Below are 25,382 nucleotides of genomic sequence, written 5' to 3'. Positions count from 1 at the left end.
GGAAGAGTACGCCCCCGCCGTGAGCGAGGCACGGCGGGGGCGCCTTGGGGGGTCAGAGTTAACTGCGCGACTTCTTGCCGGCGATCAGGTCCTTCTCGTCGATGGGCGCGAGGCCGCGAGCGCGAAGGTCGGCGTAGTGGGCACGCGCCTCCTCCTGACGTTCCGCCTCGACCCCGGTCGCGATCTCGGCGCGGATGTGCGCATCCTCAAACAGGAAGGCGTCGGTCAGCGCTCGCGCGTGCGGTCGAAGGCGCGGCAGCAGGCGACCGTCGATGTAGTCGGTGATCGCCTGAGCGCGGTGCGACGAGAGGCGCCCGTGCATGAGATACCAGGCGAGGTTCTTCTCGATGAGCGTGAAGCCGAACAGGTCGCGCAACCAGGTGAGCACGGTCTTCGTGCCGGAGTGCTCGACGCGGTCGAGCGCCTCGGTGAAGGCCTCCCACTGCAGCAGCTCGCCGTGCGCGCGGGCGGTCTCGATCAACTCGTTCTGGTGGCGGTTGAACAGCTCGGCCGCGTCCTTCTTACTGAGCTTCGACGCCCCGCGGAGGCGACCGGCGAGCTCGGCGACCATCGTCTCGACGCGGTCGGTGAGCAGCTGGCGCTGCGACGCGGTGTCGCGCACGTAGCCGACCGAGCGGGCGGTCGAGCCGAAGTCGGCGACCGACTGGGCGAGACGGCGTAGCCCCGACTTGTGGAAGGCGCGGTCGCCGACCTGCTCAACGACGTAGCCGGCGAGCGCCCCGGCGTCCGCCTTGGCGAACTTCTTCGAGTAGTCGGTAAGCAGGCGTTTGGCCACCAGCTGCAGCAACACGTTGTTGTCGCCCTCGAACGTGACGTACACGTCGAGGTCGGCGCGCAGCTGCACGAGGCGGTTCTCGGCGAGGAAGCCCTGGCCGCCGCACGCCTCTCGGGCCTCCTGGATGATGTCGAGCGCGGCCCAGGTGCTCAGCGGCTTCAGTGCCGCGGCGAGCGTCTCGAGGTCTTGGCGCGACTCGTCGGTGTCGTCCTTCCCCGAGAACACGGCGTCGAACTTCTCGAGGAACACCTCGTGGGCGAACGACATCGCGTAGGTCTGAGCGAGGCGCGGCAGCAGGCGGCGCTGGTGGCGCTGATAGTCCATCAGGACGACCTCGTCGCTGTCGCCACCGGCGAACTGTCGCCGCTCGGTGCCGTAGCGAATCGCGATCGTCAGGGCGAGCTTGCTGGCGACCGTGCAGGCACCATCGAGCGATACGCGGCCCTGCACGAGCGTGCCGAGCATCGTGAAGAAGCGACGGCCGGGGCTCTCGATGGGCGAGGTGTAGACGCCGTTCTCGTCGACGTCACCGTAGCGGTTGAGCAGGTTCTCACGAGGCACACGCACATCGGTGAAGTGCAGGCGTCCGTTGTCGATGCCGTTGAGGCCGCCCTTGAGCCCGTCGTCTTCGCCGCCAACGCCGGGCAGGAACTCGCCGTTGTCGTCGCGGATCGGCACGTAGATCGCGTGCACGCCGTGATTGACGCCACGCGTGATGAGCTGCGCGAACACGACGGCGGCCTTCGCGTGCAGGGCGGCGTTGCCGAGGTAGTCCTTCCAGGCGGCGCGGAACGGGGTGGTGATGACCCACTCGTCGGTTGCCGGGTCATACGTGGCCGTGGTGCCGACGGCCGACACGTCGGAGCCGTGTCCCGTCTCGGTCATGGCGAAGGCACCGGGAACCTCGAGGGTCAGGGTCGGGGGGAGCAGCGTCTCGTGGTGCTTCTCGGTGCCGAGGTGCTGAATGGCGGCGGCGAAGAGGCCCCACTGCACGCCCGACTTGATCTGCATGCTGGGGTCGCCGAGCACGAGCTCTTCGAAGCTCGCGATGTTGCCGCCGTTGTCTTCGTCGCCGCCCACCGACTTCGGGAAGGCGCGGTGCACCGAGCCCGCCTCGACGAGCTTGTGGAGTTGGCCGAGCACACGCTCGCGGTGGGCGTCTTTGCCGAGCTCGGGGTCGCGGTGGAATTCGGGGCGCGTCATGAGTTCGCGCGCGTGCTTGCGGGCGTAGGACCACTGCCCGAGCAGCTGTTCGCCGAGCGCGGCGACGTCAATCGCGAGCGGCAGGTCGACCTCTCCCGTGGCCGGGGCGATGCCGGCGGCGTCTGCGGCCACGGCATCCTCGGTGGGCGCGGCGGGGCGGGTGCTGCTGTCGGTGAGCTGCGTCATGGTGTGTGTTCCGTTCGCACGTGATGGGCCGGCAGCAGGTCGCGCCGGCGCGTGGTAATGCCCACGGTAGATCTCGGGGAATCGTCGCGCTCGTTCGTGGTGGCTGGGCCACCATCGGCGCGGGATGCACGCGGTCGCGATTGTGGGGAATCTCACATACCTGGGGACTCCCTTAGTGGGGCACCACCTATTGGCGGGAAGCGCCGCGGCAACGCCGACCCGCGTTCGCCCTGTGTGAATACCCGGTGGGGTATGAGTGTTGTATGCGAGGATGGAGGCATGGCGACCATTGACCTGACCACTGCTGACTTTGAACAGACCGTCACGAAGGACGGCATCACGCTCGTCGACTTCTGGGCCGACTGGTGCGGGCCGTGCAAGGCGTTCGCCCCGGTGTACGAGCAGGCGAGCGAGCAGCACCCCGACGTGACGTTCGGCAAGGTCGACACGGAAGACCAGCAGGCGATCGCAGCGGCTGCGAACATCCGCTCGATCCCGACGCTCATGGCGTTCCGCGATGGCATCCTCGTGTTCGCCCAGCCCGGCGCGCTGCCGGCACCCGCGCTTGAGCAGGTCATCACCGCGGTGAAGGGCCTCGACATGGATGACGTGCGCAAGCAGGTCGCGGAGGCTCAGGCCCAGCAGGGTGCCGACGAGACGCCCGAGGAGCTGCGCTAACTCAGATCACCAGTCGTCCGGCGGGGGCGGCTCGTCATCCGGCGGCGGTTCGTCGAAGAACGGCGGCGGTTCGGCAGCCGCAACCGGCCGGCCCGTTCGCGACGCGCGCGCCCGCGCCGACAGCGCGGCGGGGTCGCTCGGGGTTGACACCTCGACGACCGGCGGCTCGTCCCCTCGCACAACCGCGAGGACGGCCTCGCCGAACTGCTCGAGCTTCTTCTGGCCGACCCCGCTGATCTGTGCCAGTTCGTCGAGTGTCGACGGGGTCGTGAGCGCGATGCCCCGCAACGTGGCATCGCCGAACACGATGTACGCGGGCACTCCCGCCTCGCGAGCGGTCGAGGCGCGCCAGGCGCGCAGCCGCTCGAACAGCCCTCCGGCCTCGGCCGGCAGGTCGGAGGCGGCGGCTGACCGCTTCGACCGCGAACCGCCGGCACCTCCGGCCGCACGCGGCACCTCCTTCCGCAGGCGCACCTCACGCTCGCCGCGCAGCACGGCCCCGCTCGCCTCGGTGATGCCCAGCACCCCGTACTCGCCTCGCACCGCGATGAGGCCCTGGGCGAGCAGCTGGCGCACCACTCCTCGCCACTCCTGCTCGCCGAACTCGGTGCCGAGGCCAAAAGTCGACAGTTCGTCGTGCCTCTGCTGCTGCACTCGCGGTGTCTGCTTGCCCACGAGGATGTCGACGAGGTGCCCCGCGCCGTAACTCTGACCACGCTCGCGCTCCAGTCGCACGATCGTCGACAACAGCTTCTGGGCGGGCACGGTGCCGTCGATCGCCTCCGGCGGCGCGAGACACGTGTCGCAGTTGCCGCAGCGGCCGCCGGGCAACTGCTGACCGAAGTAGTCAAGCAACTGCGCTCGACGGCACTCAACCGTCTCGCAGAGGGCGAGCATCGCGTCCAATAGCTGCGACTGGCGGCGCTTGTGCGCCGGGTCGCCGTCGCCGCGGTCGATCAACTGCCGCTGCTGCACCACGTCCTGAAGGCCGTAGGCCAGCCACGCCGTCGACGGCAGGCCATCGCGGCCCGCACGGCCCGTCTCTTGGTAGTAGCCCTCGACGCTCTTCGGAAGATCGAGGTGGGCGACGAATCGCACGTCGGGCTTGTCGATACCCATGCCGAAGGCGATCGTCGCGACCATGACGATGCCCTCCTCGCGGAGGAACCGCGACTGGTGGTTCGCGCGCACCGACGCGTCTAGCCCTGCGTGGTACGGCAGCGCGGAGATGCCGTGGTCGGCCAGCTGCTGCGCCGTCTTCTCGACGCTCGCGCGCGACAGGCAATACACGATGCCCGCGTCACCCGGGTGCTCGGTGCGAATCAGCCGCAGCAACTGCTGCAGGGGCTGGTTCTTCGGCTCGATGCGGTACTGGATATTCGGCCGGTCGAAGCTCGCCACGAAGTGCCGGGCGTCGCCCAGGTCGAGGCGGGTCGCGATCTCGCGGGCGGTCGCGGCCGTCGCCGTGGCGGTCAGCGCGATGCGCGGCACGTCGGGCCACCGCTCGTGCAGCATCGACAGCGCGAGGTAGTCGGGCCGGAAGTCGTGCCCCCACTGCGAGACACAGTGCGCCTCGTCGATCGCGAACAGCGCGATGTCGAGCCGCGACAGAAGCTCGGCGGTCGCCGGCACCGTGACACGCTCGGGCGCCAGGTACAGCAGATCGACCTCGCCCGCGGCGAGCGCCCGCTCGACCGCACGCCGCTCGTCAGGGCTCTGCGTGGAATTCAGGAACGCGGCGCGCACGCCGACCGCGCCCAAAGCATCCACCTGGTCTTTCATCAGGGCGATGAGCGGCGAGATGACGACGCCGACGCCGCGACGCACGAGCGCCGGAATCTGGTAGCAGAGGCTCTTGCCGCCGCCCGTCGGCATCAGCACAAGCGCGTCGCCGCCGCCCACAACGTGGTCGATGATCTGCTGCTGTTCGCCTCGGAACGCCGGATACCCGAAGACCCGCTCGAGAACCTGCTGGGGGAGGGCTTCGGCGGTCGACGTCACCGACCCAGGCTAACGGCCACGGCCGACGCAGACCCCGGGGGTCCACGGAGCTGTGACCGGATGCGCGGGGCGCGGTGCTGTGGACGGGGACGCTCAGATGTGGATGGCCGGGTCGATCCAGAACCCGTCGGCGCCGGCCGTTGCGGCCGCGCCGCGCGGCTTTGACACGGCCGGGATTCCCGTCGCCACATGATTCGGCGGAACGTCGCGGGCGACGAGTGCGAGCGCCCCCACCTGCGCGTCATCGCCGATCGTGACCGGCCCAAGCACGGTGGCGTTCGCTCCGATGAGCACGTTGTTGCCGACCGTCGGGTGGCGCTTGCCCTTCTCGAGCGAGCGGCCACCCAGGGTGACGCCGTGGTACAGCATGACGTCGTCGCCGATCTCGGCCGTCTCGCCGATCACGACACCCATGCCGTGATCGATGAAGAAGCGGCGCCCGATGGTCGCGCCGGGGTGAATCTCAATGCCGGTGAGCCAGCGTGAGAACTGCGAAATGAGCCGCGCGAGCAGGCGCAGGCGGGCTCGCCAGAGCCGGTTCGCGAGGCGATGCCACCAGATGGCGTGCAGGCCGCTCGAGGTGATGAACACCTCGAGCGCGGAACGCGCGGCGGGGTCTCGCCGCCGCGCGTTCGCGATGTCTTCCCGCAGTGGCATCTACGCCCGCAGGTCTTCGTACAGCACGCTCGAGAGGTAGCGCTCGCCGTAGCTGGCGACAATCACGACGATCGTCTTGTCGGCGTTCTCGGGCCGCTTCGCCAGCTCGACGGCGGCGTGCACCGTGGCGCCCGACGAGATGCCCGCGAGGATGCCCTCCTCGGCGGCAAGACGGCGCGCCATCGACACGGCCTGGGTGATGTTGACGTCGACGATCTCGTCGTAGATCTCGCGGTCGAGCACGGCCGGCACGAAGTTGGCGCCGATTCCGGCGATCTTGTGCGGGCCGGGGTTGCCGCCGTTCAGGATCGGGCTCTCTTCCGGCTCCACGCCGACGATCTGCACGTCGTCTTTCTTGCCCTTGAGGAACTGGCCGGTACCGGTCAGCGTGCCCCCGGTGCCGATTCCCGAGACGAAGATGTCGACGGCACCGTCAGTGTCGTTCCACACCTCCGGGCCGGTGGTCTCACGGTGGATCTGTGCGTTCGCCTCGTTCTCGAACTGGCGGGCGAGCACGGCACCGGGCGTGTTCGCGACGATCTCCTGGGCCTTGCCGACGGCGCCCTTCATGCCCTCGCTGCCCGGCGTGAGGACAAGCTCAGCGCCGTATGCCTTGAGCAGCATCTTGCGCTCCTCGCTCATGGTTTCGGGCATCGTCAGCACGACGGTGTAGCCGCGCGCGGCGCCGATCATGGCGAGTGCGATTCCCGTGTTGCCGCTCGTGCCCTCGACGATCGTGCCGCCCGGCTTCAGCTCACCGCTCTTCTCGGCGGCATCGATGATCGCGACGCCGAGGCGGTCTTTCACGCTCGCCGACGGGTTGTAGAACTCGAGCTTCGCGAGCACGGTCGCCCCCGCGCCATCGGTCACGGCGTTCAGCCTCACGAGCGGGGTGTTGCCGAAGACCTGGGTGATGTCGTCGTAGACGCGGGCCATGATGCTCCTCGAAGTCGTAGTGGATCGGTGATGCAAGCGTAGAGGTCGCGTCGCCGGCGCGGTCGGCCGGCGAAACCCCCCGACACAAACGGAACGGGGGCGGCGGGTATTCCCCGCCGCCCCCGCGTCATGAGCGGATGCTCGTGTGGGCTACTGCGCGCTCAACGCGGCGATCGCCTTCGGCCCGCCCGGCACCGCCGGCGGCACGCGCCGCGCGTCGGTGAGGACGGTGAGGGTCTCGTAGCCGTCAGCGGTCACGGTCACCTCGACCGTGAGCGAGGCGCCACGGTCCTCGAGACGCACCGTGTACTGCGCGTCGGTGGCTCCGTCGATGGCGACGCCGTCGCGCATCCACTGGAGGCTCACCTCGGCGCCGTTGACGCTGAAGCGTCCGACGTCGACCGTGGCCGTCTTGCCCACCACCACCGGGCCGGTGATCTTGGGCGCCTTCACGACCTCGATCTCGGGAAGCGGCTCGCCAGCCTCGATGAGCACCGGGATGCTCACCTCGGTGCCGTTGTCGGCGACCGTGATGACGACCTCGGCGACGCCGTCCACGCCGTCCGGCACGGTGAACGTGACGGTCGCGCGACCCTGTTCGTCGGTGTTGTCGACGATCGTCGGGTCGATGGCGGCCTCGGCGAGAACCTGACCATCGATGCTGACCGTGACGACAGCATCCCGGTCGCCGGCGTTCGTGAACAGCAGCGAGCTGAGCTGCAGCTCGACCGTGTCGCCCGGCGTCAGCGTGGTACCCGAGATGTCGGGGCTGACTCCGATCGAGCGCTGGGCGACGTCGGGGGCGATCGGCGAGAACTCCGCGAAGTAGTCGACGAACGCCTGCAGGTCGATACGGCCCGAGTCGGCGCGGTTCGAGCCCTGCGCGAGGGTCGTGAACCCGTCGCCACCGCTCGCGAGGAACGAGTTGGTGACGATGCGGATCGTCTGCGCGTCGGTCACGGTCGACCCGTTCAGCGTGATGGTGCTGATGCGCTCACCGCGCGGAGCGGTCGGGTCGTACGTGTACTCGAGCCCTGCAGACAGGCCGAGCTTCAGGAACGGACGGGTTGCGCCGTCGGGCTGCCACTGCTCTTCGAGCACCGAGCGCAGCTGGGCGCCGGTGAGTTCCATCGTGAAGAGACTGTTCGCGAAGGGCTGCACGTTGGCGGCCTCCCGGAACGTGACGTTGCCGTCGGGGTCGCCCGCCCCGCTGCCCGCGAAGAGCAGGTCGGCGCGCAGGCCACCCGGGTTCATGATCGCCACCTCGGTGTTCAGGTCGCGCGTCGCCCAGAGCTGAGCGTCGGCGACCAGGTTGCCGAGGGTGGAGGAGCCACCGCGGTTCTCGCTGCCATTGCCCTGCACGGCACGACGGATGTCGCTCGTGATTTTGCCGAGGCTCACTGCTCCGGCGACCTCCGCGAAGGCGACGGCCTCAGCGACGATCGATGCGACCGCCGGATCGGGCTGCGCTGCTCCGGGCAGAGGGGCAACCGTCGAGGCGATGTCGACCAGCTGGCCCGACTCGCGGTCGACCGAGAGCGTGAGGCGCCCGTAGTGCGACCCGTACTCGCCGCCCTGCGTCACGACCAGCGGCAGCTCACGGCCGTCGACCGGAACCTCGTGGTTGTACACGCGGTGCGTGTGCCCCGAGACGACGGCGTCGACGTTGCCGGCGATGCCGGTCACGAACGACCCGAACTCGGAGTCGTCGGTCACCGACGCGATGTTGGCGGTGGCAGCACCCTCGTGCACGAGCACGACGATGACGTCGGCCTCGCCGTTCGACTCGTCGCCGTCGCGCAACTGCGTGGCAACGCGGTTGACGGCCTCGGTCATGTCTCCGAACTCGAGCGACGCGATGCCCGCCGGGGTGACGAGCGTCGGCATCGCCTCGGTGATGGCACCCACAAAGCCGACGCGCACGCCGTCGAGCTCGGTCACCCAGTACTCGTCGTACGCGGGCTCACCGGTCTCACGCTCGTAGATGTTCGCCGCGATGTACGGGAAGTTCGACGCGGGAATCACGCGGTCGTCGAGGTCACTGCGACCCAGGTCGAACTCGTGGTTTCCGATCACCGTGACATCCATGCCGATCGCGTTCAGCACGTCGATCGTCGGCTGGTCCTGCTGAATGAACGAGGTGAAGGTCGAGGCTCCGATGTTGTCGCCCGCCGAGACGAACAGGGTGTTCGGGTTCTCAGCGCGAACGTCGTTCACGAGGCCGCCGAGCACAGCGGCACCGCCGACGCCCGAGCCGGCCTCGATGCGGCCGTGCAGGTCGTTGATGGTCACGATGTCGATCTCGACCGGTGCGGCCTCGGTCGACAGGCCGACGACGATCGGGTCGTGGTCGCTCGAGCGGTACACCGAGGTGCCGTCCGTCGCGCCGAAGCGGTACTCGCGGTCACCCCACTCTGCGGCGTTGATGTCCCACACGCCCACACCGGTCACGTTCGCGGCGATGGCCGGGCTCGCGATGATGTGGTCGAGCGAGCCGAGCTCGCCGTTGAAGGTGTAGGTGTACTGCCCCTCGGTGCGCTCGTCGACGAGGCTGGTCCAGCCCGCGTCGGCGAAGACCGCGATCGGGTCTTCCTGGCTGTAGGCGTTGAAGTCGCCGAGCAGCAGGATGTTCTCGCCGCGCTCGTCATCGGCGGCGATCTCTTCAGCGAACGACTTCAGCGCCTGCGCCTGGTTGACGCGGTCAGCGTTGAAGAAGCCCTGGCCATCGGCCGGCTCAACGCCCGACCCACTCTTCGACTTGAAGTGGTTCGCCACGACGGTGAAGCGGTAGCCATCGGCGTCGAAGGTGGCGGCGAGCGGCTCGCGCGCGTTGAACCACACGCTTTCGTCGACCTGCGTGATCATGTCGCCGACGAGGTCGACCGACCCCGGCTTGAAGATGATCGCGTTGGTGATGAAGTCGGTGATATCAGGGTTGTCGAGCGCCGCCGCGGTGGGCACGTAGTCCCACGTGCCAGCGCCAGCCGCCGCGTTGAGGGCGTCAACCAGCTGGCCGACGGCCTGGTCGAGCGGCTTGCCGAGCTTCACCGAGTTCTCGATCTCCTGCAGTCCGACGACGTCGGCATCGAGCGCGTTGATCGCCGCGACGATCTTCGCCTCCTGCCGCTGGAACTCGGCGGCGGTGCGCGCACCACGGGCGTTCGAGTTTTCGCTCGTCAGGGTCGTGAAGTAGTTCAAGACGTTGAACGCGGCAACGCGCACGTCACCGCCGACCTCCGGGGCCGACTCGGGGCGCGGGTTGCGGGTGTCGAACTCGACGCCGAAGCCGTCGGGGCCCTCGCTCGAGATCGGCACCTGCGGCTGCAGGCGCCACTCATCGAAGCCGTACTGCAGCACCATACCCGCCTCGGGGAAGACGACGGCGTCGCCGTTGCGCACGATCTCGTCGGCGGTGAAGTAGGGCTGGGTTCCGGGGTAGCGGCTGTTGTCGACGCGGATGTTGTACCCGTCGTCGAGCAGGATGCGCGCGGCGCGGTTCTCGGCAGCGATCGCGTTCGCCTCGGGGCCGGGGCGCACCTGCTCCGTGCTCTTCACGAGCTCTTCGCCGGGGGCGAGCCACAGGGTGCCGAAGTTGAACAGCTGGTGCGTGGAGGCAACCAGGTAGTCGCCGGTCGGGATCACCAGCATGTTCTCGAACTGCTCGCGGTCGTCGCCGATCACGTCGGTCGGCAGGGGCGTCGGCTCAGGAAGGTCAACGCCGGACTCAACGAGCACGACAGAGCCCGCGCTGCTGGCCGTGATCTGCGTTTGGCCGAAGTACTCGCTCACCGGCCCCGTCACATCGACCAGGTCACCGATGGCGACGGACGGGTTGTTGCTCGACAGGAAGATGAAGATGCCGTCGGAGGCACCGGGCGTGGCGTCGTCGACACCGCCGGAGCCCTGCGTCTGCACAACGATGCCGTTGTAGCCGCTCAGTCCGCGGTAGTCAGCGGTCACGACACCGCGCACGGTGACGGTCTGGCCGACCATCGGCGACACGTTGCCCGTGCCCTGGACGTCGGCGATGGGGGTGAGGTGGGTGTCAGCAACGGCGGGCGCGACAGCGACGACGCTGAGGCTGAGGCCCACCGCGAGGGCGGTGCCGAGGGCGGCCGCCCGGGCTGGCGCTGTTCGCCTGCCGGAGGGTGTGAGTTGTCTCATCGGTTCGGTGCTCTCCTTGGATAGCGTTGGTGGCGCTTCGTGGATCGACCCCCAAACGGGGGTCGACAAGAGAGTAAGCACAGAAATGTCTGTGAACCAAGCGCTCAGATGAGTAGTCACGCAGAGTTCACACGGGCGTCAGCCGCGCTCGCAGACGAGGCAATCCGGGTGAATTTTTCGGGAGCGCGCCCCGAGCATCCCCGGGGTCAGGCGCGCTGGGCCAGCTGACGGATGAGTCGGTCGCCGGGCCGCACCGCGTCGAACCGAGCGGTGATGTCGGCGCGGCCGAGCAGTTCTTCGAGCGCCGGACGGCGACGCTGCGACACGAGGGTCACGACGAGCCCGCGGGCGCCGGCGCGGCCGGTGCGGCCCGCGCGGTGCAGGTAGGCCTTGTACTCATCGGGGGCATCTGCCTGCACGACGATCGCGATGTCGTCGACGTGGATGCCGCGGGCGGCGACGTCGGTAGCCACCAGGGCCGTCACGCGTCCGCTCGTCAGCTTGTCGAGGTTGCGCTGACGGCGCTCCTGCGACAGGTCGCCGTGCAGGGCCAGCGCGGCGATGCCCGCGTCGTCAAGGTGGTCGGCGAGCTCATCGGCGAACGTCTTCGTGCGCGTGAACACGAGAGCCTTGCCGTCGCCCGAGACGAGCTCCTCGACGACGGCGCGCTTGTGACGCGGGTCAACGACGAGCACCCGGTGTTCGGTCGTCGACGTCTTCTGCGTCTCGCCCGCGATCTCGTACACCGCCGGGTCGCGCAGAAACTCGGCGACGAGCGCGCCGACGCGGGTGTCAAGCGTCGCCGAGAACAGCAGCATCTGCGACTCGCTTCGGGTGCGGCGCAGGATGCGCTGCACCGGCTCGAGGAACCCCAACTCGCACAGGTGGTCGGCCTCGTCGACGACCGTGACGAGCACCTCCGACAGGTCGAGCTTGCCCTGCTCGATGAGGTCTTCGATCCGGCCAGGGGTCCCGATGATGATGTCGACGCCGCGCTTGAGCGCGCCCGTCTGACGACCCTGCGGCACACCGCCGTAGATCTGCGTCGTGAACAACCCGACGCTGCGGGCGATCGGCTGCACGGTGTCGTCGATCTGCAGGGCGAGCTCGCGGGTCGGCGCGAGAATCAGCGCACGGGGCTTCCGACCCGGCAGTAGCTTCTTGGCGCCCCTGTTCTGCAGGAGCCGTTCGACGAGCGGCGCACCGAACGCGATGGTCTTGCCCGACCCGGTGCGGCCGCGGCCCAGCACGTGCCGGCCAGCCAGCACGTCGGGGATCGTCGCCGCCTGGATCGGGAACGGCGAGGTCGCGCCCTGCTCGGCGAGCGCCCGCACGATGTTCTGCCCGAGCCCGAGGTCAGAGAAGCTGAGCCCCGCCACCGACGCCGGGTCGACGAGGGTCGCCTTCAGCTTCTTCAGCACGACATCCGGCTGCGGCACGCGCGGCGTGCGCGGGGCCGCATCGCGGGTCGCTGGCCGGGATGCGCGGGGCTCGGCGTGTGCGCGGTCGCGGCCCCGAGCATCCTCACTGCGCTCCTGACGCTTCTCGCTGCCGGGCTTCGCGTGGCGCCCCGGTCCGCCCTTCTTGCCGCGCTTATGCTCGGGCTCGAAGGGCCGCCAGTCGGGGCGGTGCGTCTTCTTGCCCGTGCCGGTGCGACCGGACGACGCAGCGGCGCCGCGGCGCTTGCGCGGGTCGCGAGAGGATGATGAGGGACGGGCCATAGCCGCCCGAGCCTATCCCACGCCCATTACGCTGGCCCCGTGACGACCGTCGCCATCGAGCCCGCCGAGCAACCGGACGTGCAGGCCATGCTCGACGAGGGCACTCGCTACGCGCTGAGCCTGTACCCGCCCGACTCGTGCTATCTGCTGAACGCGTCCGAGCTCGCGGCCGACGGCGTGACCGTCTGGGTCGCCCGCAGTGACGGCGGTGCCGCGCTCGGTATGGTCGCGCTCGTCGACGGCCGCGACGGCACGGCCGAGATCAAGCGACTCTTCGTGCGCGACGAGGCCCGCGGCCTCGGAGCCGCCACGATGCTGATGGATGCGCTGGAACGGCACGCGCGCACGCTCGGCGCCGCGCGCATCCTGCTGGAGACCGGCCCCAAACAGCTCGCGGCGATCAGCCTGTACGAGCGGCGCGGGTACGTGCGGATCGAGAACTTCGGCCCGTACGTCGGCGACAACTTCAGCCACTGTATGGCGCTCGAGCTCGACGGCTGCTAGTCGGAGGTCATCGCGCGTTCCGCGGCGAGCGCCGCCGCCTCGCGGGCGGCACGCTTCTCATCGCGACGTTCGCGCGCACCCTCGACGAGCCAGTACAGCGCCGGCAGCACGACGAGGGTCAGCAGCGTCGACGACACGAGTCCGCCGATCACGACGACGGCGAGCGGCTGGGAGATGAAGCCGGCCGTGCCGGTGATGCCGAGGCCGAGCGGCACGAGCGCGAAGATCGTCGCCGCCGCGGTCATCAGCACGGGGCGGAGTCGACGCACCGAGCCCTCGATGACGGCCTGGCGCACCGTCATGCCGCCCTCGCGATACTGGTTGACGAGGTCGATGAGCACGATCGCGTTGGTGACGACGATGCCGATCAGCATGAGCACGCCTACGAGGGATGGCACGCCGAGCGGAATGTCGGCGATGACCTGCAGGAGGATCGCGCCCGTCGCGGCGAACGGCACCGAAACGAGCAGGAGCAACGGCTGGCGGAGGCTCTTGAACGTCGCGACCAAGATCACGTAGGTGATCAGCAGGGCGACGAGCAGGGCGAGGCCCAGCTGCTGGAACGCATCGGCCTGCTGAGCAGCGACACCGCCGAGCTCGGCGCGGGCGCCGTCGGGCAGCTCGATGTCGTCGAGGGCCGTGGCCACCATGGCGGAGGCGCTTCCGATGTCCTGCGTCGACGGGGTGACGCTGACGGTGGCGCTGCGGATGCCGCGGATGGTCGTGATCGACTCGGGCCCGAGGGCCTCCTCGACCACCGCAACCTCGCTGAGGGCGAGCGGCCCGGTCGCCGTGGGCAGCGTGAAGTCGCGCAGCTCGGCAATCGTGACGGGGGCATCGTCGTTCGGCAGGAAGACTTCGAGGGTCGTGTCACTGATGACGACCTCGCCGACGGGCGCGGGGAACATCGCCTGCGCCACGAGCCCGCCGATGGCGGCCTCGGTGAGCCCCACCTCGGCCGCCGCCTCACGGTCGACCTCGATGGCGATGTACGGCTGCGTCTCGGAGAGGTTGCTGGATGCTTCGGCCGTCACCTCGAGGTCGCGCACCGCATCGAGTACCCGCTCTGCGGACTCGCGCAGCGCCTCCTGGTTGGGCGCGAAGATCTCGACATCGATCGTGGAGGAGGCGAAGCCTTGATCGGCCGAGCGGACGGTGAGCTCGCCAACACCGTCGAGGGCAAACAGCCGATCGCGAACCTCCTGCTGCAGCTCTGCCTGGTCGGCACGCTCGTCGGTCGTGATCGAGTAGGTGATGTCGCTGCCTCGGCCGAGGAAGCCGAAGATGCCGCCGCCCTGACCGATGGACGACTGCACCGTCTCGATGCCCTCGATCTCGAAGAGCGTCTCCTCGACCACGGCCGCTGCCTCGTCGAGCCGGTCGAGGCTGGCGGCGGTGTCGACGCTGTGTCGCACGGTCAGCGTGTTCTGCCCGCTGTCGCCGATGAAATTCGTCTGCAGCTGGGTGGCGAGCGCGCCCGTGCCGCCGAGCACCAGCAGTGCGAGCAGCAGGGTCGCGACCGGCCGGCGCACGCTGAACCGCAGGGCCGGCAGGTAGCCGCGCTGCAGCGGGGTCGGGTTCGCCGACTCCTCCTCGAAGCTCATGGCGGGTGCCTGCGACCCCGCCTTCGGGGTGCGCAGGAACCAGTACGAGAGCACCGGCACGATCGTGAGTGCGGTGAAGAGGGAGGCGCCGAGCGCGATGGCGGTGGTCAGGGCGAACGGTCGGAACAGTTCGCCCGTGATGTCGCCGACGAGCGCGAGGGGAAGGAACACGGCGATGGTGATGAGCGTCGACGAGGTGATGGCGGTCGCCACCTCGCGCACACCGTTGGTGATCGCCTGCATGCGTTCTTCACCGAGCGCCATGTGCCGCTTGATGTTTTCGACGACGACGATCGAGTCGTCGACCACGCGGCCGATCGAGATGGTGATGGCCCCGAGCGTCAGGATGTTGATCGAGTAGTCCGCGACCTGCATGCCGATGAAGGTGAGCAGGATCGACGTGGGGATCGCCACGGCCGTGACCAGCGTCGAGCGAACCGACAGCAGGAAGACGAGGATCACGATGACGGCGAAGACGAGGCCGAGCGAGCCCTCGATCGCGAGCGCCTCGATCGAGCTTTCAATGAACGGCGCCTGATCGAAGACGACGGTGAACTCGGTGCCCGAGCCGATGGCCGCGGCGATCGCCGGCAGGGCATCTTGTACGGCGCGCGAAACGTCAACGGTGTTGCCGTCTGGCGTCTTCGTGATGCCGAGCGTCAGCGCAGGCTCGCCATTGATGCGCGACAGGTTGTCGACCGGGTTGCTGACGATCGCCACGTCGGCGACGTCGTCGATCGTCGTGACGACAAAGGTGCCGTCGGCCGTGATCTCGGGCTCGTCGGCGAGCAGGGGAACGGCCGCCAGAGCGTCGACGCTGTCGATGCGCACGCCCGTCAGCACCGCGAGGGTGCGGTCGTTCTCGGTGATCGTGCCGGCGGGCAACAGCACGCCGTACGCGTCGAGCGCGTCGACCACGTCACCGCGGGTGAGGCCTCGTTCGGCGAGGGCGTCGTCGTCGATCGTGATCTCGACGCGGTCACCGACCGCCCCGAACACGGTGACCTCGCGAACGCCCTCAATGTCGGTGAGTTCGGGCACGGCCTGCACGTCGAGCGCCGCGGCCAGTTCGCCTTCGCTGAGGTCGCTGGTGACGCCCACTTGCACGACGGGCAGATCGTCGATCGATCCCGTGATGACCTGCACGTCGGCATTGGACGGCAGGTCGAGGCGATTGACCGCCAGCTGCACCCGCTGCTCCGCGCGGGCGATGTCGGTGCCGAAGGTGAACTGCGCCGTCACGATCGAGAACCCCGTCGATGACGTCGCATCGGATGCTTCCAAGCCGTCGACCGCCTGAATCGCGTTCTCGATCGGCGTCGACACGTCTTGTTCGACCGCGTCGGGGGCTGCGCCGGGGTACTGGCTGATGATCAGCACCTGCGGGAACGCGATCGACGGGATCAGTTCCTGCTTCAGGCTGGTGAGGGCGATACCGCCGAAGATGCCCACGACGATCGTGACGAGCGCGATGAGCGCCCGGTTACGCAGGCTGAAGGCCGACAGCTGGAACACGGGCGACTCCGGGTGAACACGTGGGGTGGTGGCGGGGATTGCGGCGCGCGACGCGCGGTCATCGCCGGTCAGCATCCCAGTAGTTACTGGACGTTGCCAAAGCGGCGCGTGAGTGCGCGCCGCGAATTCGACCGATCGGTCAGACGACCGCGTCGACGAGGGCGTCGGAGGGGAGTGCTCGGTGCGCTCCGCCATCGAGCCGCAGCCAGGCGCGTTCCAGGCCGTCGACGGCCCGGCGGATCAGCGGTTCGGGGTAGCAGAACGGCAGCCGGATGTACCGCTCGAAGGCTCCGTCGACGCTGAAGCGGGGGCCCGCCCCGATCTGAACGCCCTCGGAGCGGGCGAGCAGAGCGAACTCACTTGCGACCGGCCGCCCCAGATTCGTCCACAGCACGAGCCCACCGTCGATCTGCGGGAGGTGCCAGTCCGGCAACTGGCGCGTGACGAGTTCGCGAAGCAGGGCCTCGCCGCGGCGCAACAATTCGCGGCGCTCGCCGACGAGCTCGTCGTAGCGCGGCAGGAGTTCCAGCAGCAGCAGTTGCTCGAGCGTCGGAGAGCCGAGGTCGCCCGGCGGGCGGGCGCGGGCCAGCTCAGAGATCGTGTCGCGGTCGGCGCGGATCCACCCGAGCCGGATGCCGCCCCAGACGCTCTTGCCGACCGAACCCACCGTGATGATGCGCGAACTGTGCACGGCCATCGGGGGGCGGCTGATGCCGTCGAACGCGAGGTCGGCCATGGTCTCGTCGACGATGATGCGCGTTCCGTGGCGCTCGGCGAGCGCCGCGACGCGAGCGCGCTGCTCGTCGGGCATGATGCGGCAGGTGGGGTTGTGCACATCGGGCATGAGGTACGCAACGCTCGGCGCCGAACGGGGAAAGAGTTGCGCGAAGGCGTCGTCATCCCATCCGGCGTCGGCGCTCACTGGCACACCCACGAGTCGAGCGCCCGCCGCCGTCAACGCTTCGAGCGCGTGCGGGTAGCTCGGGTTCTCGACCAGCGCGCGGTCGCCGCGGCCAATCAGGGCGGTGGCAATGAGCGCGATCGCGTGTTGCGCGCCGAGGGTGACGAGGATCTGCTCGGGCGTTGTCGGGAGGCCGCGCGCGCTGTAGCGGTCGGCGAGGGCGGCACGAAGCTCATCGAGCCCGAACAGGTCGAACCCGGCCAGACCGAGATGGTGAGGAAGTCGTTCGACCGCCGCGGCCGCGGCCTCGACGACCGCCGGCAGGGCGGGCAGCGTGGCTTTGGAGAAGTCGAGCAGGTCGGGGCGGTCGACGATGTCGAATGCCGGGGCGTCACCGGCGGGCAACGCCGCGACACTGCCGGAGCCGCGACGGCTGACGAGGTAGCCGAGATCGCGCAGGCGCGCGTACGCTGCGGCGACCGTGGTGCGGCTGACGCCCTCGTGATCGGCAAGCTGGCGTTCGGCGGGCAGACGCGCGCCGAGGGCAATGCGTCCGTCGAGAATGAGCAGCCGCACGCGGTCGGACAGCGCCTGCGCCAGGGTGCCGCTGTGCGAGCGCCATTCCCCCAGCAGGGCGCTGAGCGCCCGCGCGCTGAGCGTTGTCGTCATGGTCGCCATGCGGCCACCTTAGCGTGATTGGCCTCTTGAAAACAGGCCAATAGTGCTGTGGACTGCTGGCATGGCCTCGATACCCACAGCGACAGTCCCGGCGCGCGCCGTGCATCCCGCGCGCCGCTGGTCGCAGTTGGTGATCGGCCTCGTTCTGTACGGTGTCGCCATCGGCCTGATGATCTCTGCCCACGTCGGGCTCGACCCCTGGACGGTCTTCGCCCAGGGCTGGTCGGTGACGACGGGTGTTCCAATTGGCCTGATGACCGTGCTTATTGGCATTGTCGTGTTGCTGCTCTGGATACCCCTGAAGCAGCGGCCCGGCATCGGCACGGTGCTCAACGTCATCGTGATCGGCCCCGTCATCGACCTCACCCTCCTCGTCGTCGAGACGCCCGAGTCGCTGATCGCGCGCTGGGTCGTGTTTCTCGGAGGCCTTGCGCTGCTCGCCCTCGCCACCGGGCTGTACATCGGCGCCGGCTTCGGGCCCGGCCCACGCGACGGCCTCATGACGGGGGCGCACGCCCGATTCGGCTGGCCCATCTGGGCGGTGCGCACGGGGGTCGAGGTCACCGTGCTCGCCACGGGGTGGATGCTCGGGGGCACGGTCGGGCTCGGCACGGTCGCCTTCGCGCTTCTCATCGGCCCGATGGTGGGTGTCACCCTGCCGCGTCTGCGCCTGCCGGACGCGCCGCGGCGGCAGCGCGGAAGCGTGCGCGCCTCCGCCGCCAGCCAGCCTGTTCCGGGCGGGAGGGGAGGAGGAGCATGACCGTGGTCGTTGCCCTCGTCGCGCTCAGCGCGTGGGCCATTGTCGCAACATTCGAACTCGTTGAACGGGATGGTTACGGGCGCGTACCTACCCGATTGAGCTAGCATCACGACTCCGCCGCGGGGTGCTCCGCGCGGCGGGCGGCCCGGTTCAGGCGGGTCGCACCCCGGCGGGGGTGAGGGTTCCAGGCCTCACCCCCGCCGGTTCTGCGTGCGGGGTCTTGTGCGGGGGTCTTGTGCGGGGGTCTTGTGCGGGGGTCTTGCGCGCGCTCGACACGCGATATATCGTGTTTCGCACAGACGCGATATATCGCGATATGAGCATCCCGAGTGGGAACGCCGGAAGGAGCCGCGCATGGCGCAAGAAACCTGGATCGTCAGCGATCCGACCACGATCGACCTCGAGCTCGTGCGCAGCGTCAAGGTGGGCCTCATCGGGGGGCAGGTCGACATCGTCGCCCACGACGAGCCCGGCGCGCGCATCGAGGTACACGGCGTCACGGGACGTGATCTGAAGATCGCACTCGAAGGCGACCGGCTGGTCGTCGACCACCTCGACAAGCGCTGGACCGAGTTTCTCGACATGTTCCGCAGCTACCGCGGCTCGTCGAAGGCCGAAGTCAGCATTCTCGTTCCGCGAAGCGCGGCCCTCACCTTCGGCGTCGTAACGGCAACCGCGCTGATCAGCGGATTGCACTCCGACGTGTCGATCAGCACGGTCAGCGGCGACGTCGTCGTTGACGGTGTGGTCGGCGACCTCAACGTCAACGCCGTCAGCGGCGAAGTGTCGGTGCGCGGCCACCACGGCGACGTGTCGGCGAAGACCGTGTCGGGTGACCTGACGGTCAGCGGCGAGGTGTTTCGGTTCCGTGGCAACACCGTCTCGGGCGACACCTTCGTCGACCTGCACGGGCTGCCCGACATGGTCTCGCAGAAGAGCGTCAGCGGCGACCTGACCGTGCGCCTCGATGCGGACGTGCCCACGCAGTACCGCATCACGACGCTGTCGGGCGCGCTGCAGCTCGACGACGCCCGCGTCACCGGTGTGCGGGGGCAATACGAGGGCCGCTTCGGCGAGCTGCATGGGCGCTTCACCGAGGTGGTGGCGAGCACCGTGTCGGGCGACGTGTCGGTCGTGCACGCGGAGCGGGTCGCCTCGTGAGCCCGCCCGTCTTCGGCCACGGCCACCTGCGCCTCTACCTCCTGTCGGTGCTCGACGAGCGCGACATGCACGGCTACGAGATCATCCAGGCGATCAGCGATCGCTTCGGCGGAACCTACGTGCCGTCGGCTGGCACCATCTATCCGCGGCTCGCGAAGCTCGAGGCCGAGGGCCTCGTCACCAAGGCCGACGCCGACGGACGCCGCACCGTCTACTCCCTGACGGACGCGGGTCGCGCCGAACTCGACGCGCGCCGGGCCGAGCTCGACTCGATCGAGGAGGGGGTGGGCGATAGCGTGCGCCGTCTCGCCGACGAGGTGCGCGCATCCGTGTCAGACGCGATGGCGAGCCTGCGCGCCGAGCTTGCCGCCGCGGCCCGCGAGGCCCGCGATGAGACGCGCGGGGCAGCGCGAGCCGCCGCCGACGCAGCACGGGATGCACGCGGCACTCCCAGCGCGCCCGACGCGCCGCCCGCATCGTCGACGCCGCCGAGCGGCACGACGGAGGTGCGCTCCGAGTCGAGGGCGCAGCTGGCCCGCGCCGAGGCGTTGCTCGCCGATTTCCGTCAGGAGGTTCGGGCCGACCTGCGTCGCGCGATCGCCGCCGGACGCCCGCTGGACGCGGCCGCCGTCGACGCGCTCGCTGCCGCACTCTCGACGCTGCGCGCCGAGGTGTCGGAAGGCCTGCGCTAGTCGGCCCAGGCCACCGGCAGGTACAGGTCTTGCACCCGGTCGGTGGAGGCCGTGTGGTCGTTGCGGGTGTAGATGCCGCACTCGACGACGGCGCAGTCGACGGCCTCGTCGGCGGGCGGTCCAACGAGCAGATACGCGGTGAACGAGCCGGAGTCGCGGTCGTCGAAGGCGCGGGCGCCGAAGATGCGCCAGGCGAATTCGTTGTTGATCCAGTTCGAGGGGGCCCACTGCACACTGCCCTCGACGAGGTCTTCTTCCGTCTGGTCGGGCACGCCGCCGAGGCACGGGCCGGGTCGGCCGTCGACCTGGGCCGGGATCGCGCAGATGGCGACGTAGATACCCCGATTCGGCACGTACCCGTCGCCGGTGACGACGATGCGGTCGCCCTCGGAGATGGCCGAGAGGTCGATCGCTCCGCCCGTCTCGCTGGCCGCGCTGAGCGTGCGCGTCAGGCCGTCGTCGCCGGTGGCGGTGACGCTTGTCGGGAACCCGTCGACGCGGGCTTGGCCGCTGGAGCCCTGCGGGGTGTGGAACAGGATGGGCAGCGCGACCCAGGCGACGAGAGCCCCCAGTACCAGCGCGACCGTGCCCGTGATCACCCATCCCCAGCGCACCGGACGGCGGCGAGGTAGGCGACGCGAACGCATGCCGCCAGTGTACGAGGCGAGACCGCGCGCGTGGCTAGGCTCGGCAGCATTATGGATGCCCGCTCGGCGCCCGCACGGAGGGCGCGTCCGCTGTCACCGGCTGCCGTCGTCGCGGTGCTCGCGGGCGGCTTTGTCGGCACGGGTGCGCGCCTCGGCGTCGACCTGGCGATCGCGCACACTCCCCAGCAGCTGGCGCTCAGCACCCTCGTGGTGAACGTCGTCGGCTCGTTTCTCTTGGGGCTACTGATCGCGGCGACCTGGGGTCGACTCCCGGTCTGGGGCCGCGCGGGGCTCGGGGCCGGCCTGCTCGGCTCATTCACCACCTTTTCGGCGCTGACCGACTCCCTGTGGGCCCTGGTGCTGTCGGGCGCCGTGCTCGAGGCGGTCGTGTCTGTCGTCCTGACGCTGACGCTCGGCCTCGGCGCCGCGGTCGCGGGGCTCGCGCTCGGTCGGCGACCCGGCCACGTTGGCTCGTCGGCGGTCACCGACGGGAGCGACGAGTGACTCCCGCCCTCGCGCTCGCCGTGGCCGCGGGTGGCGCCCTCGGCGCCGTGCTGCGCTACGTCATCACGGTCGCGCTGGCGGGGCGTGAACGCCCGCCGGGCCCCGTCGTGCTGGTGAACGTCGTGGGGTCACTGATCTCGGGTGCGGCGATGGGCGCGATTGACGATCCGGCCGTACTGATCGTGGTGGTGACGGGGTTCTGCGGGGGGCTCACGACGTTCAGCACGCTCAGCGTCGAAACGGTGCAATTGGTGATGGACGGCCGCGCCCGGCGCGCGGTGGGCGGGATGCTCGTCAACCTCGTCGCGGGAACGCTGGCCGTTGCGCTCGGCGCCGTCGCCGTCGGCACCGCCAGCGCAATTTTCGGAACCTGACCCGTCAATTGTCCCCCATTCGGGGGACAAAGTCCCCCAAAATGCGGACTGTGAGAGCGCTCTCATTCTGCCTACGGTAACTCGCGATGTCCAACGAGGGGCATCGAGAACAACGGAGTTGCTGCATGTCACATCGAACGCGAACCTTCCGGCGGCGAACCCTCGCCACCGTCGCGGCGGGTGCCCTCCTCGCACCCATCGCTCTCGGCATGACCCCGGCCGTCGCCGCAACGACGGCCGTGATCGCCGACTACGACACCGTCGTACCCTCCGGCGGCTTCGAATTCGGTGACGCCGGGTCGGGCATCGTCGAGATTCCCGAGAGCGATACGCGCGCCAAACCGGGGCAGTCTGGCACCAACCGAGCCCTGTCGTACGGGTGGACGGTGAACGGCTCCTTCGGCTTCGGGGGGATCGGCTACGCGTTCGACACTCCGCAAGACTTCTCGGTGTTCGACGGCATTCGCTTCTCGTTCCGCGGGGCCGGCGACGGCGAGCAGTTCCGCTTCGAGATCTCCGACGGCAGCGCGGGCAATCCCGTCGTCGAACGCTTCGACTACGTCATCACCGACGACGTCGCCCCCGCGGGCCGCGACGACAACGGATGGCGAACGGTCGAACTGTCGTGGGCCGACTTCCAGCGGTCATCGTTCTTCCAGGAGGACGGCGCCCCGAACGACGGCTTCGGGCTCGACCTCGTACAGGCCATCGCATTCCCCGCCATCACGGGCGAGCAGACCATCCTTCTCGACGACATCGAGTTGTTCTCGGCAGACGACCTTGCTCCGGCAGTAACCATCACCCCCGCGACCGCCACCGTCGTCGAAGGCGGCACGGTCACGCTCGACGTCGTGCTCGGCTTCGCCACGGGTGACGATGTCACGGTCGCGGTAGACACGGCCGACGGCACGGCGACCGCCGGCGATGACTACGTGGCCGTCTCGGAGACCGTGACGATTCCGGCGGGCTCGACCCGAGCATCCGTGTCGGTGACCACGATCGACGACGACCTCGCCGAGGACACCGAGACGTTCACCGTCACGATCAGCGACCCCGTGAACGCCACTCTCGGCACGACCGTGACCGCCACGGTGCAGATCATCGACAACGACGGCGAGGTCGTCGGGCCTCCCGCGGGCCGCACACAGCTGGTCGACGACATGGAGGCTCCCCTCGACCAGGGCCGCGACGGCACGATCGACATCGGCTGGCTGCAAGCCCAAGACGGCGGCACCACCATGAGCTACGGCCAGTCAACGACCCCGCCCGCGCCGGTTCCCGGCAGCGACGAGGGCAACACGGTGCTGCGCGGCACGTTTGCCGTCAACGCCTTCGGCGTCGTCGTGCGGGCCTTCCCGAACGACGCCCTCGACACGTGGGTCACGCAAGACTGGAGCACCTTCGAGGGCATGGGCTTTTGGATGTACGGCAACGGCACCGGCACGAGCCTCTTCGTCGACGTGATCGACAACCGCACCCCCGACTCGACCCGTGACGACGCCGAGCGCTTCAGCGTCGCCTTCTCGGACGACTGGACGGGCTGGCGCTTCCTGACCTTCAACTTCGACGACTTCACCCGCAAAGAGATCGGCAACGGAGCGCCCAACGACGGCTTCACGCTGACCGAGATTCACGGCTACGCCATCGGTGCGCTGCGCACGCCGGGTGAGGTGACCTACTACGTCGACGACGTGCTGCTGTACGGCGAGCGCGCCGAGGCGCCCCTCGCGGTCGCGTTCGACCGTGCGGGCTACGTCGTCACCGAGGGAGACGACGCGACGGCGATTGTGCGCCTCAACCGCGTCACCGACGAGGACGTTACGGTCGACTTCGAGGCGCTCGAGACGACCGCCCGCACGGCGACGGAAGACCTCTCGGCGACCGCGAACCGCGACTTCGTGCCGACGAGCGGCACCGTCACGATCCCGGCGGGTGAGCAGACGGCGACCATCACGGTTCCGACGATCGACGACGACAAGTGGGAGGTCGACGAAACGTTCATCATTCGCCTGTCGAACCCGTCGATCGAGCTGGGCCGCATCTCGACGGCGACCGTGAGCATCCGCGACAACGACGAGAAGGACCCCTTCCTGATCGACGACTTTGAGAGCTTCCCGTGGCTGCTCGACGTCGACGGCGGCGCGCTCATCGACCAGCGCGAGATCGCCTCCACCGATCCCGACGCGGTGCCCGGTCAGGGCGCGTTCGAGGGTGTGCTCGACATCGACCACGCGCCGGGTAGCGGCATCACGCGCAGCTTCCCGGCCAGCCAGGACTGGTCGAGCGCCGACGGCCTCACCTTCTGGCACTACGCCACAGAGGGCGAGCGCGAGGTGACCGTCGGACTGACCACCGGCTCGGTCACCTACGCCGGAACGACGGCCGACGACTGGGAGCTCGCGTGGAGCGACGAGTTCGACGGCCCGGCGGGCGCGCGCGCCAACCCCGAGAACTGGACGTACGAAACCGGCGGCTGGGGCTGGGGCAACGACGAGTTCCAGTACTACACCGACTCGACCGACAACGCCGCGCTCGACGGCGAGGGCAACCTCGTCATCACGGTCCGCGAGGTTGACCCGGCGACGACCGAGCTCGAGTGCTGGTACGGACCGTGCACGCACACCTCGGCGCGACTCATCACGGAGGGCAAGCAGGAGTTCCAGTACGGCCGAATGGAGTCGCGCGTCATGGTTCCCGGCGGCACCGGAATCTGGCCGGCCGTCTGGAGCCTCGGCACCGACTTCCGCGAGGTGGGCTGGCCGCAGACGGGTGAGATCGACATCATGGAGTTCGTTGGCCGCCTGCCGAACGAGATCTTCGGAACGATCCACGGCCCCGGCTACGCCGGCGGACAGTCGTTCGGAAACGTCTACGACTTCGGCGAGCCCGTACCCGGACGCTGGTTGACCTTCACCGTCGACTGGACCCCGGAAGAGATCGTTTGGTACGTCGAGGGCATCGAGTACCACCGCGCGACTCCGGCCGACGTGGCGCCGAACGAGTGGGTCTTCGAGCACCCGTTCTCGCTGCTGACGAACGTCGCCGTGGGGGGCAACTTTGGCGGACCGTTGGGAGACGACCTCGAGCTTCCGGCATCGATGCTCGTCGACTACGTGCGCGTCTACCAGGCACCGCCGGTGACGGAACAGTGGGAGGCAACCGTCGAGGTCGACGGCGCGGGATGGCAGCAGGTCGTTGTGCCGTTCAGCGCCTTCGGCCCGGTCGGCGACGTGCAGCCGGCCATCTCGGCAGGCGGGCTCACGGCGGCGAGCAGTCACGTGCTCGACGCGAGCGCCGTGCTGGGGTACGCGTTCACGTTCGCCGCCGCGGGCGAGACGAGCATCGACCAGATCGCCCTCACCGACGTCATCCCCGCGGAGGATGGGGCCGGCGATGACGGCTCGGGCGACAGCGACGGCGGCACCGTCGGCGGCGACGGCGATGGATCCGGCGGCACGGATGGCACCGGCGGCACCGGTGGAACCGGCGGCACCGAGCAGGCCGACGCCGGTAGCGCGACGCCGCTTCCCCGCACGGGCGCCGAGATCGGCGGCCTCATCGCCCTCGCGCTCGCACTGCTCGGGCTCGGCGGCCTGGCCGCGGCTCGCGCCGCCCAGCGTCGGCGGGGCGCCATCGGGTAGCTCGTCGAGCAACCGCGAGTGACGGACGGGTCGGGGGAAACCCCGGCCCGTCTGTCGTG

17 protein-coding genes are annotated in these 25,382 nt (G+C 69.3%); 8 read left to right on the top strand and 9 right to left on the bottom strand.

Annotation, left to right across the window (positions count from 1 at the left end; translation table 11 throughout):
• Positions 1–58: 58 nt before the first annotated feature.
• Positions 59–2,185, bottom strand: a complete 2,127-nt coding sequence (locus tag ACK4SC_RS03625; RefSeq protein WP_409614910.1) for an acyl-CoA dehydrogenase — start codon at positions 2,183–2,185, stop codon at positions 59–61.
• A 279-nt stretch (positions 2,186–2,464) separates the two neighbouring features.
• On the opposite strand from ACK4SC_RS03625, the gene trxA reads away from it, so the two are divergent.
• Entirely contained in the window at positions 2,465–2,863 is a 399-nt protein-coding gene (trxA, locus tag ACK4SC_RS03620) for a thioredoxin (protein ID WP_409614908.1), read from the top strand.
• 6 nt (positions 2,864–2,869) lie between these two features.
• Here the strand turns inward: trxA and recQ are convergent, their stop codons facing one another.
• From recQ to ACK4SC_RS03595, 5 genes are all read right to left on the bottom strand, one after another.
• Positions 2,870–4,864 (bottom strand): DNA helicase RecQ, encoded by a 1,995-nt coding sequence (recQ, locus tag ACK4SC_RS03615; RefSeq protein WP_409614906.1) that lies wholly within the window; start codon positions 4,862–4,864, stop codon positions 2,870–2,872.
• A 93-nt stretch (positions 4,865–4,957) separates the two neighbouring features.
• The gene (gene epsC / locus ACK4SC_RS03610) at positions 4,958–5,521 is read right to left on the bottom strand and encodes a serine O-acetyltransferase EpsC (protein WP_409614905.1); all 564 of its coding nucleotides are present in this window, start codon (positions 5,519–5,521) and stop codon (positions 4,958–4,960) included.
• Entirely contained in the window at positions 5,522–6,457 is a 936-nt protein-coding gene (gene cysK / locus ACK4SC_RS03605) for a cysteine synthase A (RefSeq protein ID WP_409614903.1), read from the bottom strand. It lies immediately after the preceding gene.
• A gap of 150 nt (positions 6,458–6,607) precedes the next feature.
• Positions 6,608–10,621, bottom strand: a complete 4,014-nt coding sequence (locus tag ACK4SC_RS03600; RefSeq protein ID WP_409614901.1) for an ExeM/NucH family extracellular endonuclease — start codon at positions 10,619–10,621, stop codon at positions 6,608–6,610.
• 206 nt (positions 10,622–10,827) lie between these two features.
• Complete coding sequence (locus ACK4SC_RS03595) at positions 10,828–12,342, bottom strand: DEAD/DEAH box helicase (protein ID WP_409614899.1); 1,515 nt, start codon at positions 12,340–12,342, stop codon at positions 10,828–10,830.
• 39 nt (positions 12,343–12,381) lie between these two features.
• Between ACK4SC_RS03595 and ACK4SC_RS03590 the strand changes: the two genes are divergently transcribed.
• Complete coding sequence (locus ACK4SC_RS03590; RefSeq protein WP_409614897.1) at positions 12,382–12,846, top strand: GNAT family N-acetyltransferase; 465 nt, start codon at positions 12,382–12,384, stop codon at positions 12,844–12,846.
• On the opposite strand, the gene ACK4SC_RS03585 is transcribed toward ACK4SC_RS03590, so the two are convergent.
• The gene (locus ACK4SC_RS03585) at positions 12,843–16,040 is read right to left on the bottom strand and encodes an efflux RND transporter permease subunit (protein ID WP_409614895.1); all 3,198 of its coding nucleotides are present in this window, start codon (positions 16,038–16,040) and stop codon (positions 12,843–12,845) included. The genes ACK4SC_RS03590 and ACK4SC_RS03585 overlap by 4 nt on opposite strands.
• A gap of 64 nt (positions 16,041–16,104) precedes the next feature.
• Positions 16,105–17,544: a PLP-dependent aminotransferase family protein gene (locus tag ACK4SC_RS03580; protein ID WP_409614893.1), complete on the bottom strand. Its 1,440-nt coding sequence runs from the start codon at positions 17,542–17,544 to the stop codon at positions 16,105–16,107.
• Between the two features lie 61 nt (positions 17,545–17,605).
• Between ACK4SC_RS03580 and ACK4SC_RS03575 the strand changes: the two genes are divergently transcribed.
• The 3 genes from ACK4SC_RS03575 (at position 17,606) to ACK4SC_RS03565 (ending at position 20,157) form a co-directional block, all read left to right on the top strand.
• The gene (locus tag ACK4SC_RS03575; protein WP_409614891.1) at positions 17,606–18,304 is read left to right on the top strand and encodes a YczE/YyaS/YitT family protein; all 699 of its coding nucleotides are present in this window, start codon (positions 17,606–17,608) and stop codon (positions 18,302–18,304) included.
• Positions 18,305–18,658: 354 nt separating this feature from the next.
• The gene (locus ACK4SC_RS03570) at positions 18,659–19,465 is read left to right on the top strand and encodes a DUF4097 family beta strand repeat-containing protein (protein ID WP_409614889.1); all 807 of its coding nucleotides are present in this window, start codon (positions 18,659–18,661) and stop codon (positions 19,463–19,465) included.
• A complete protein-coding gene (locus tag ACK4SC_RS03565) occupies positions 19,462–20,157 on the top strand; it encodes a PadR family transcriptional regulator (RefSeq protein ID WP_409614887.1) in 696 nt (231 codons plus the stop codon). Before ACK4SC_RS03570 ends, ACK4SC_RS03565 begins: the two co-directional genes overlap by 4 nt.
• Here ACK4SC_RS03565 and ACK4SC_RS03560 read toward each other — a convergent pair.
• Positions 20,154–20,804 carry a hypothetical protein gene (locus ACK4SC_RS03560; protein WP_409614885.1) on the bottom strand — a complete coding sequence of 217 codons (651 nt, stop codon included), beginning with the start codon at positions 20,802–20,804 and terminating at the stop codon, positions 20,154–20,156. The genes ACK4SC_RS03565 and ACK4SC_RS03560 overlap by 4 nt on opposite strands.
• A 30-nt stretch (positions 20,805–20,834) precedes the next feature.
• Between ACK4SC_RS03560 and ACK4SC_RS03555 the strand changes: the two genes are divergently transcribed.
• From ACK4SC_RS03555 to ACK4SC_RS03545, 3 genes are all read left to right on the top strand, one after another.
• Positions 20,835–21,308 (top strand): fluoride efflux transporter FluC, encoded by a 474-nt coding sequence (locus ACK4SC_RS03555; protein WP_409614883.1) that lies wholly within the window; start codon positions 20,835–20,837, stop codon positions 21,306–21,308.
• On the top strand, positions 21,305–21,682 hold the full coding sequence (locus ACK4SC_RS03550) for a fluoride efflux transporter FluC (RefSeq protein ID WP_409614881.1): 378 nt from the start codon (positions 21,305–21,307) through the stop codon (positions 21,680–21,682). Before ACK4SC_RS03555 ends, ACK4SC_RS03550 begins: the two co-directional genes overlap by 4 nt.
• Positions 21,683–21,807: 125 nt before the next feature.
• Positions 21,808–25,323, top strand: a complete 3,516-nt coding sequence (locus tag ACK4SC_RS03545; protein ID WP_409614879.1) for a carbohydrate binding domain-containing protein — start codon at positions 21,808–21,810, stop codon at positions 25,321–25,323.
• Positions 25,324–25,382 lie beyond the last annotated feature (59 nt).

Source organism: Microcella sp. (genome assembly GCF_046293215.1).
In the GTDB taxonomy this organism is placed as follows: Bacteria; Actinomycetota; Actinomycetes; order Actinomycetales; family Microbacteriaceae; genus Microcella.
The sequence above is the reverse complement of the archived record's forward strand: the minus strand, read 5'-3'. Positions and strand labels throughout refer to the sequence as shown.

Bases quoted from the DNA above. Each gene is read 5' to 3' on its own strand.
- ACK4SC_RS03625 (WP_409614910.1), bottom strand. From the start codon at position 2,185: ATGACGCAGCTCACCGACAGCAGCACCCGCCCCGCCGCGCCCACCGAG.
- trxA (WP_409614908.1), top strand. From the start codon at position 2,465: ATGGCGACCATTGACCTGACCACTGCTGACTTTGAACAGACCGTCACG.
- epsC (WP_409614905.1), bottom strand. From the start codon at position 5,521: ATGCCACTGCGGGAAGACATCGCGAACGCGCGGCGGCGAGACCCCGCC.
- cysK (WP_409614903.1), bottom strand. From the start codon at position 6,457: ATGGCCCGCGTCTACGACGACATCACCCAGGTCTTCGGCAACACCCCG.
- ACK4SC_RS03600 (WP_409614901.1), bottom strand. From the start codon at position 10,621: ATGAGACAACTCACACCCTCCGGCAGGCGAACAGCGCCAGCCCGGGCG.
- ACK4SC_RS03595 (WP_409614899.1), bottom strand. From the start codon at position 12,342: ATGGCCCGTCCCTCATCATCCTCTCGCGACCCGCGCAAGCGCCGCGGC.
- ACK4SC_RS03585 (WP_409614895.1), bottom strand. From the start codon at position 16,040: ATGCTGACCGGCGATGACCGCGCGTCGCGCGCCGCAATCCCCGCCACC.
- ACK4SC_RS03580 (WP_409614893.1), bottom strand. From the start codon at position 17,544: ATGGCGACCATGACGACAACGCTCAGCGCGCGGGCGCTCAGCGCCCTG.
- ACK4SC_RS03575 (WP_409614891.1), top strand. From the start codon at position 17,606: ATGGCCTCGATACCCACAGCGACAGTCCCGGCGCGCGCCGTGCATCCC.
- ACK4SC_RS03570 (WP_409614889.1), top strand. From the start codon at position 18,659: ATGGCGCAAGAAACCTGGATCGTCAGCGATCCGACCACGATCGACCTC.
- ACK4SC_RS03560 (WP_409614885.1), bottom strand. From the start codon at position 20,804: ATGCGTTCGCGTCGCCTACCTCGCCGCCGTCCGGTGCGCTGGGGATGG.
- ACK4SC_RS03545 (WP_409614879.1), top strand. From the start codon at position 21,808: ATGTCACATCGAACGCGAACCTTCCGGCGGCGAACCCTCGCCACCGTC.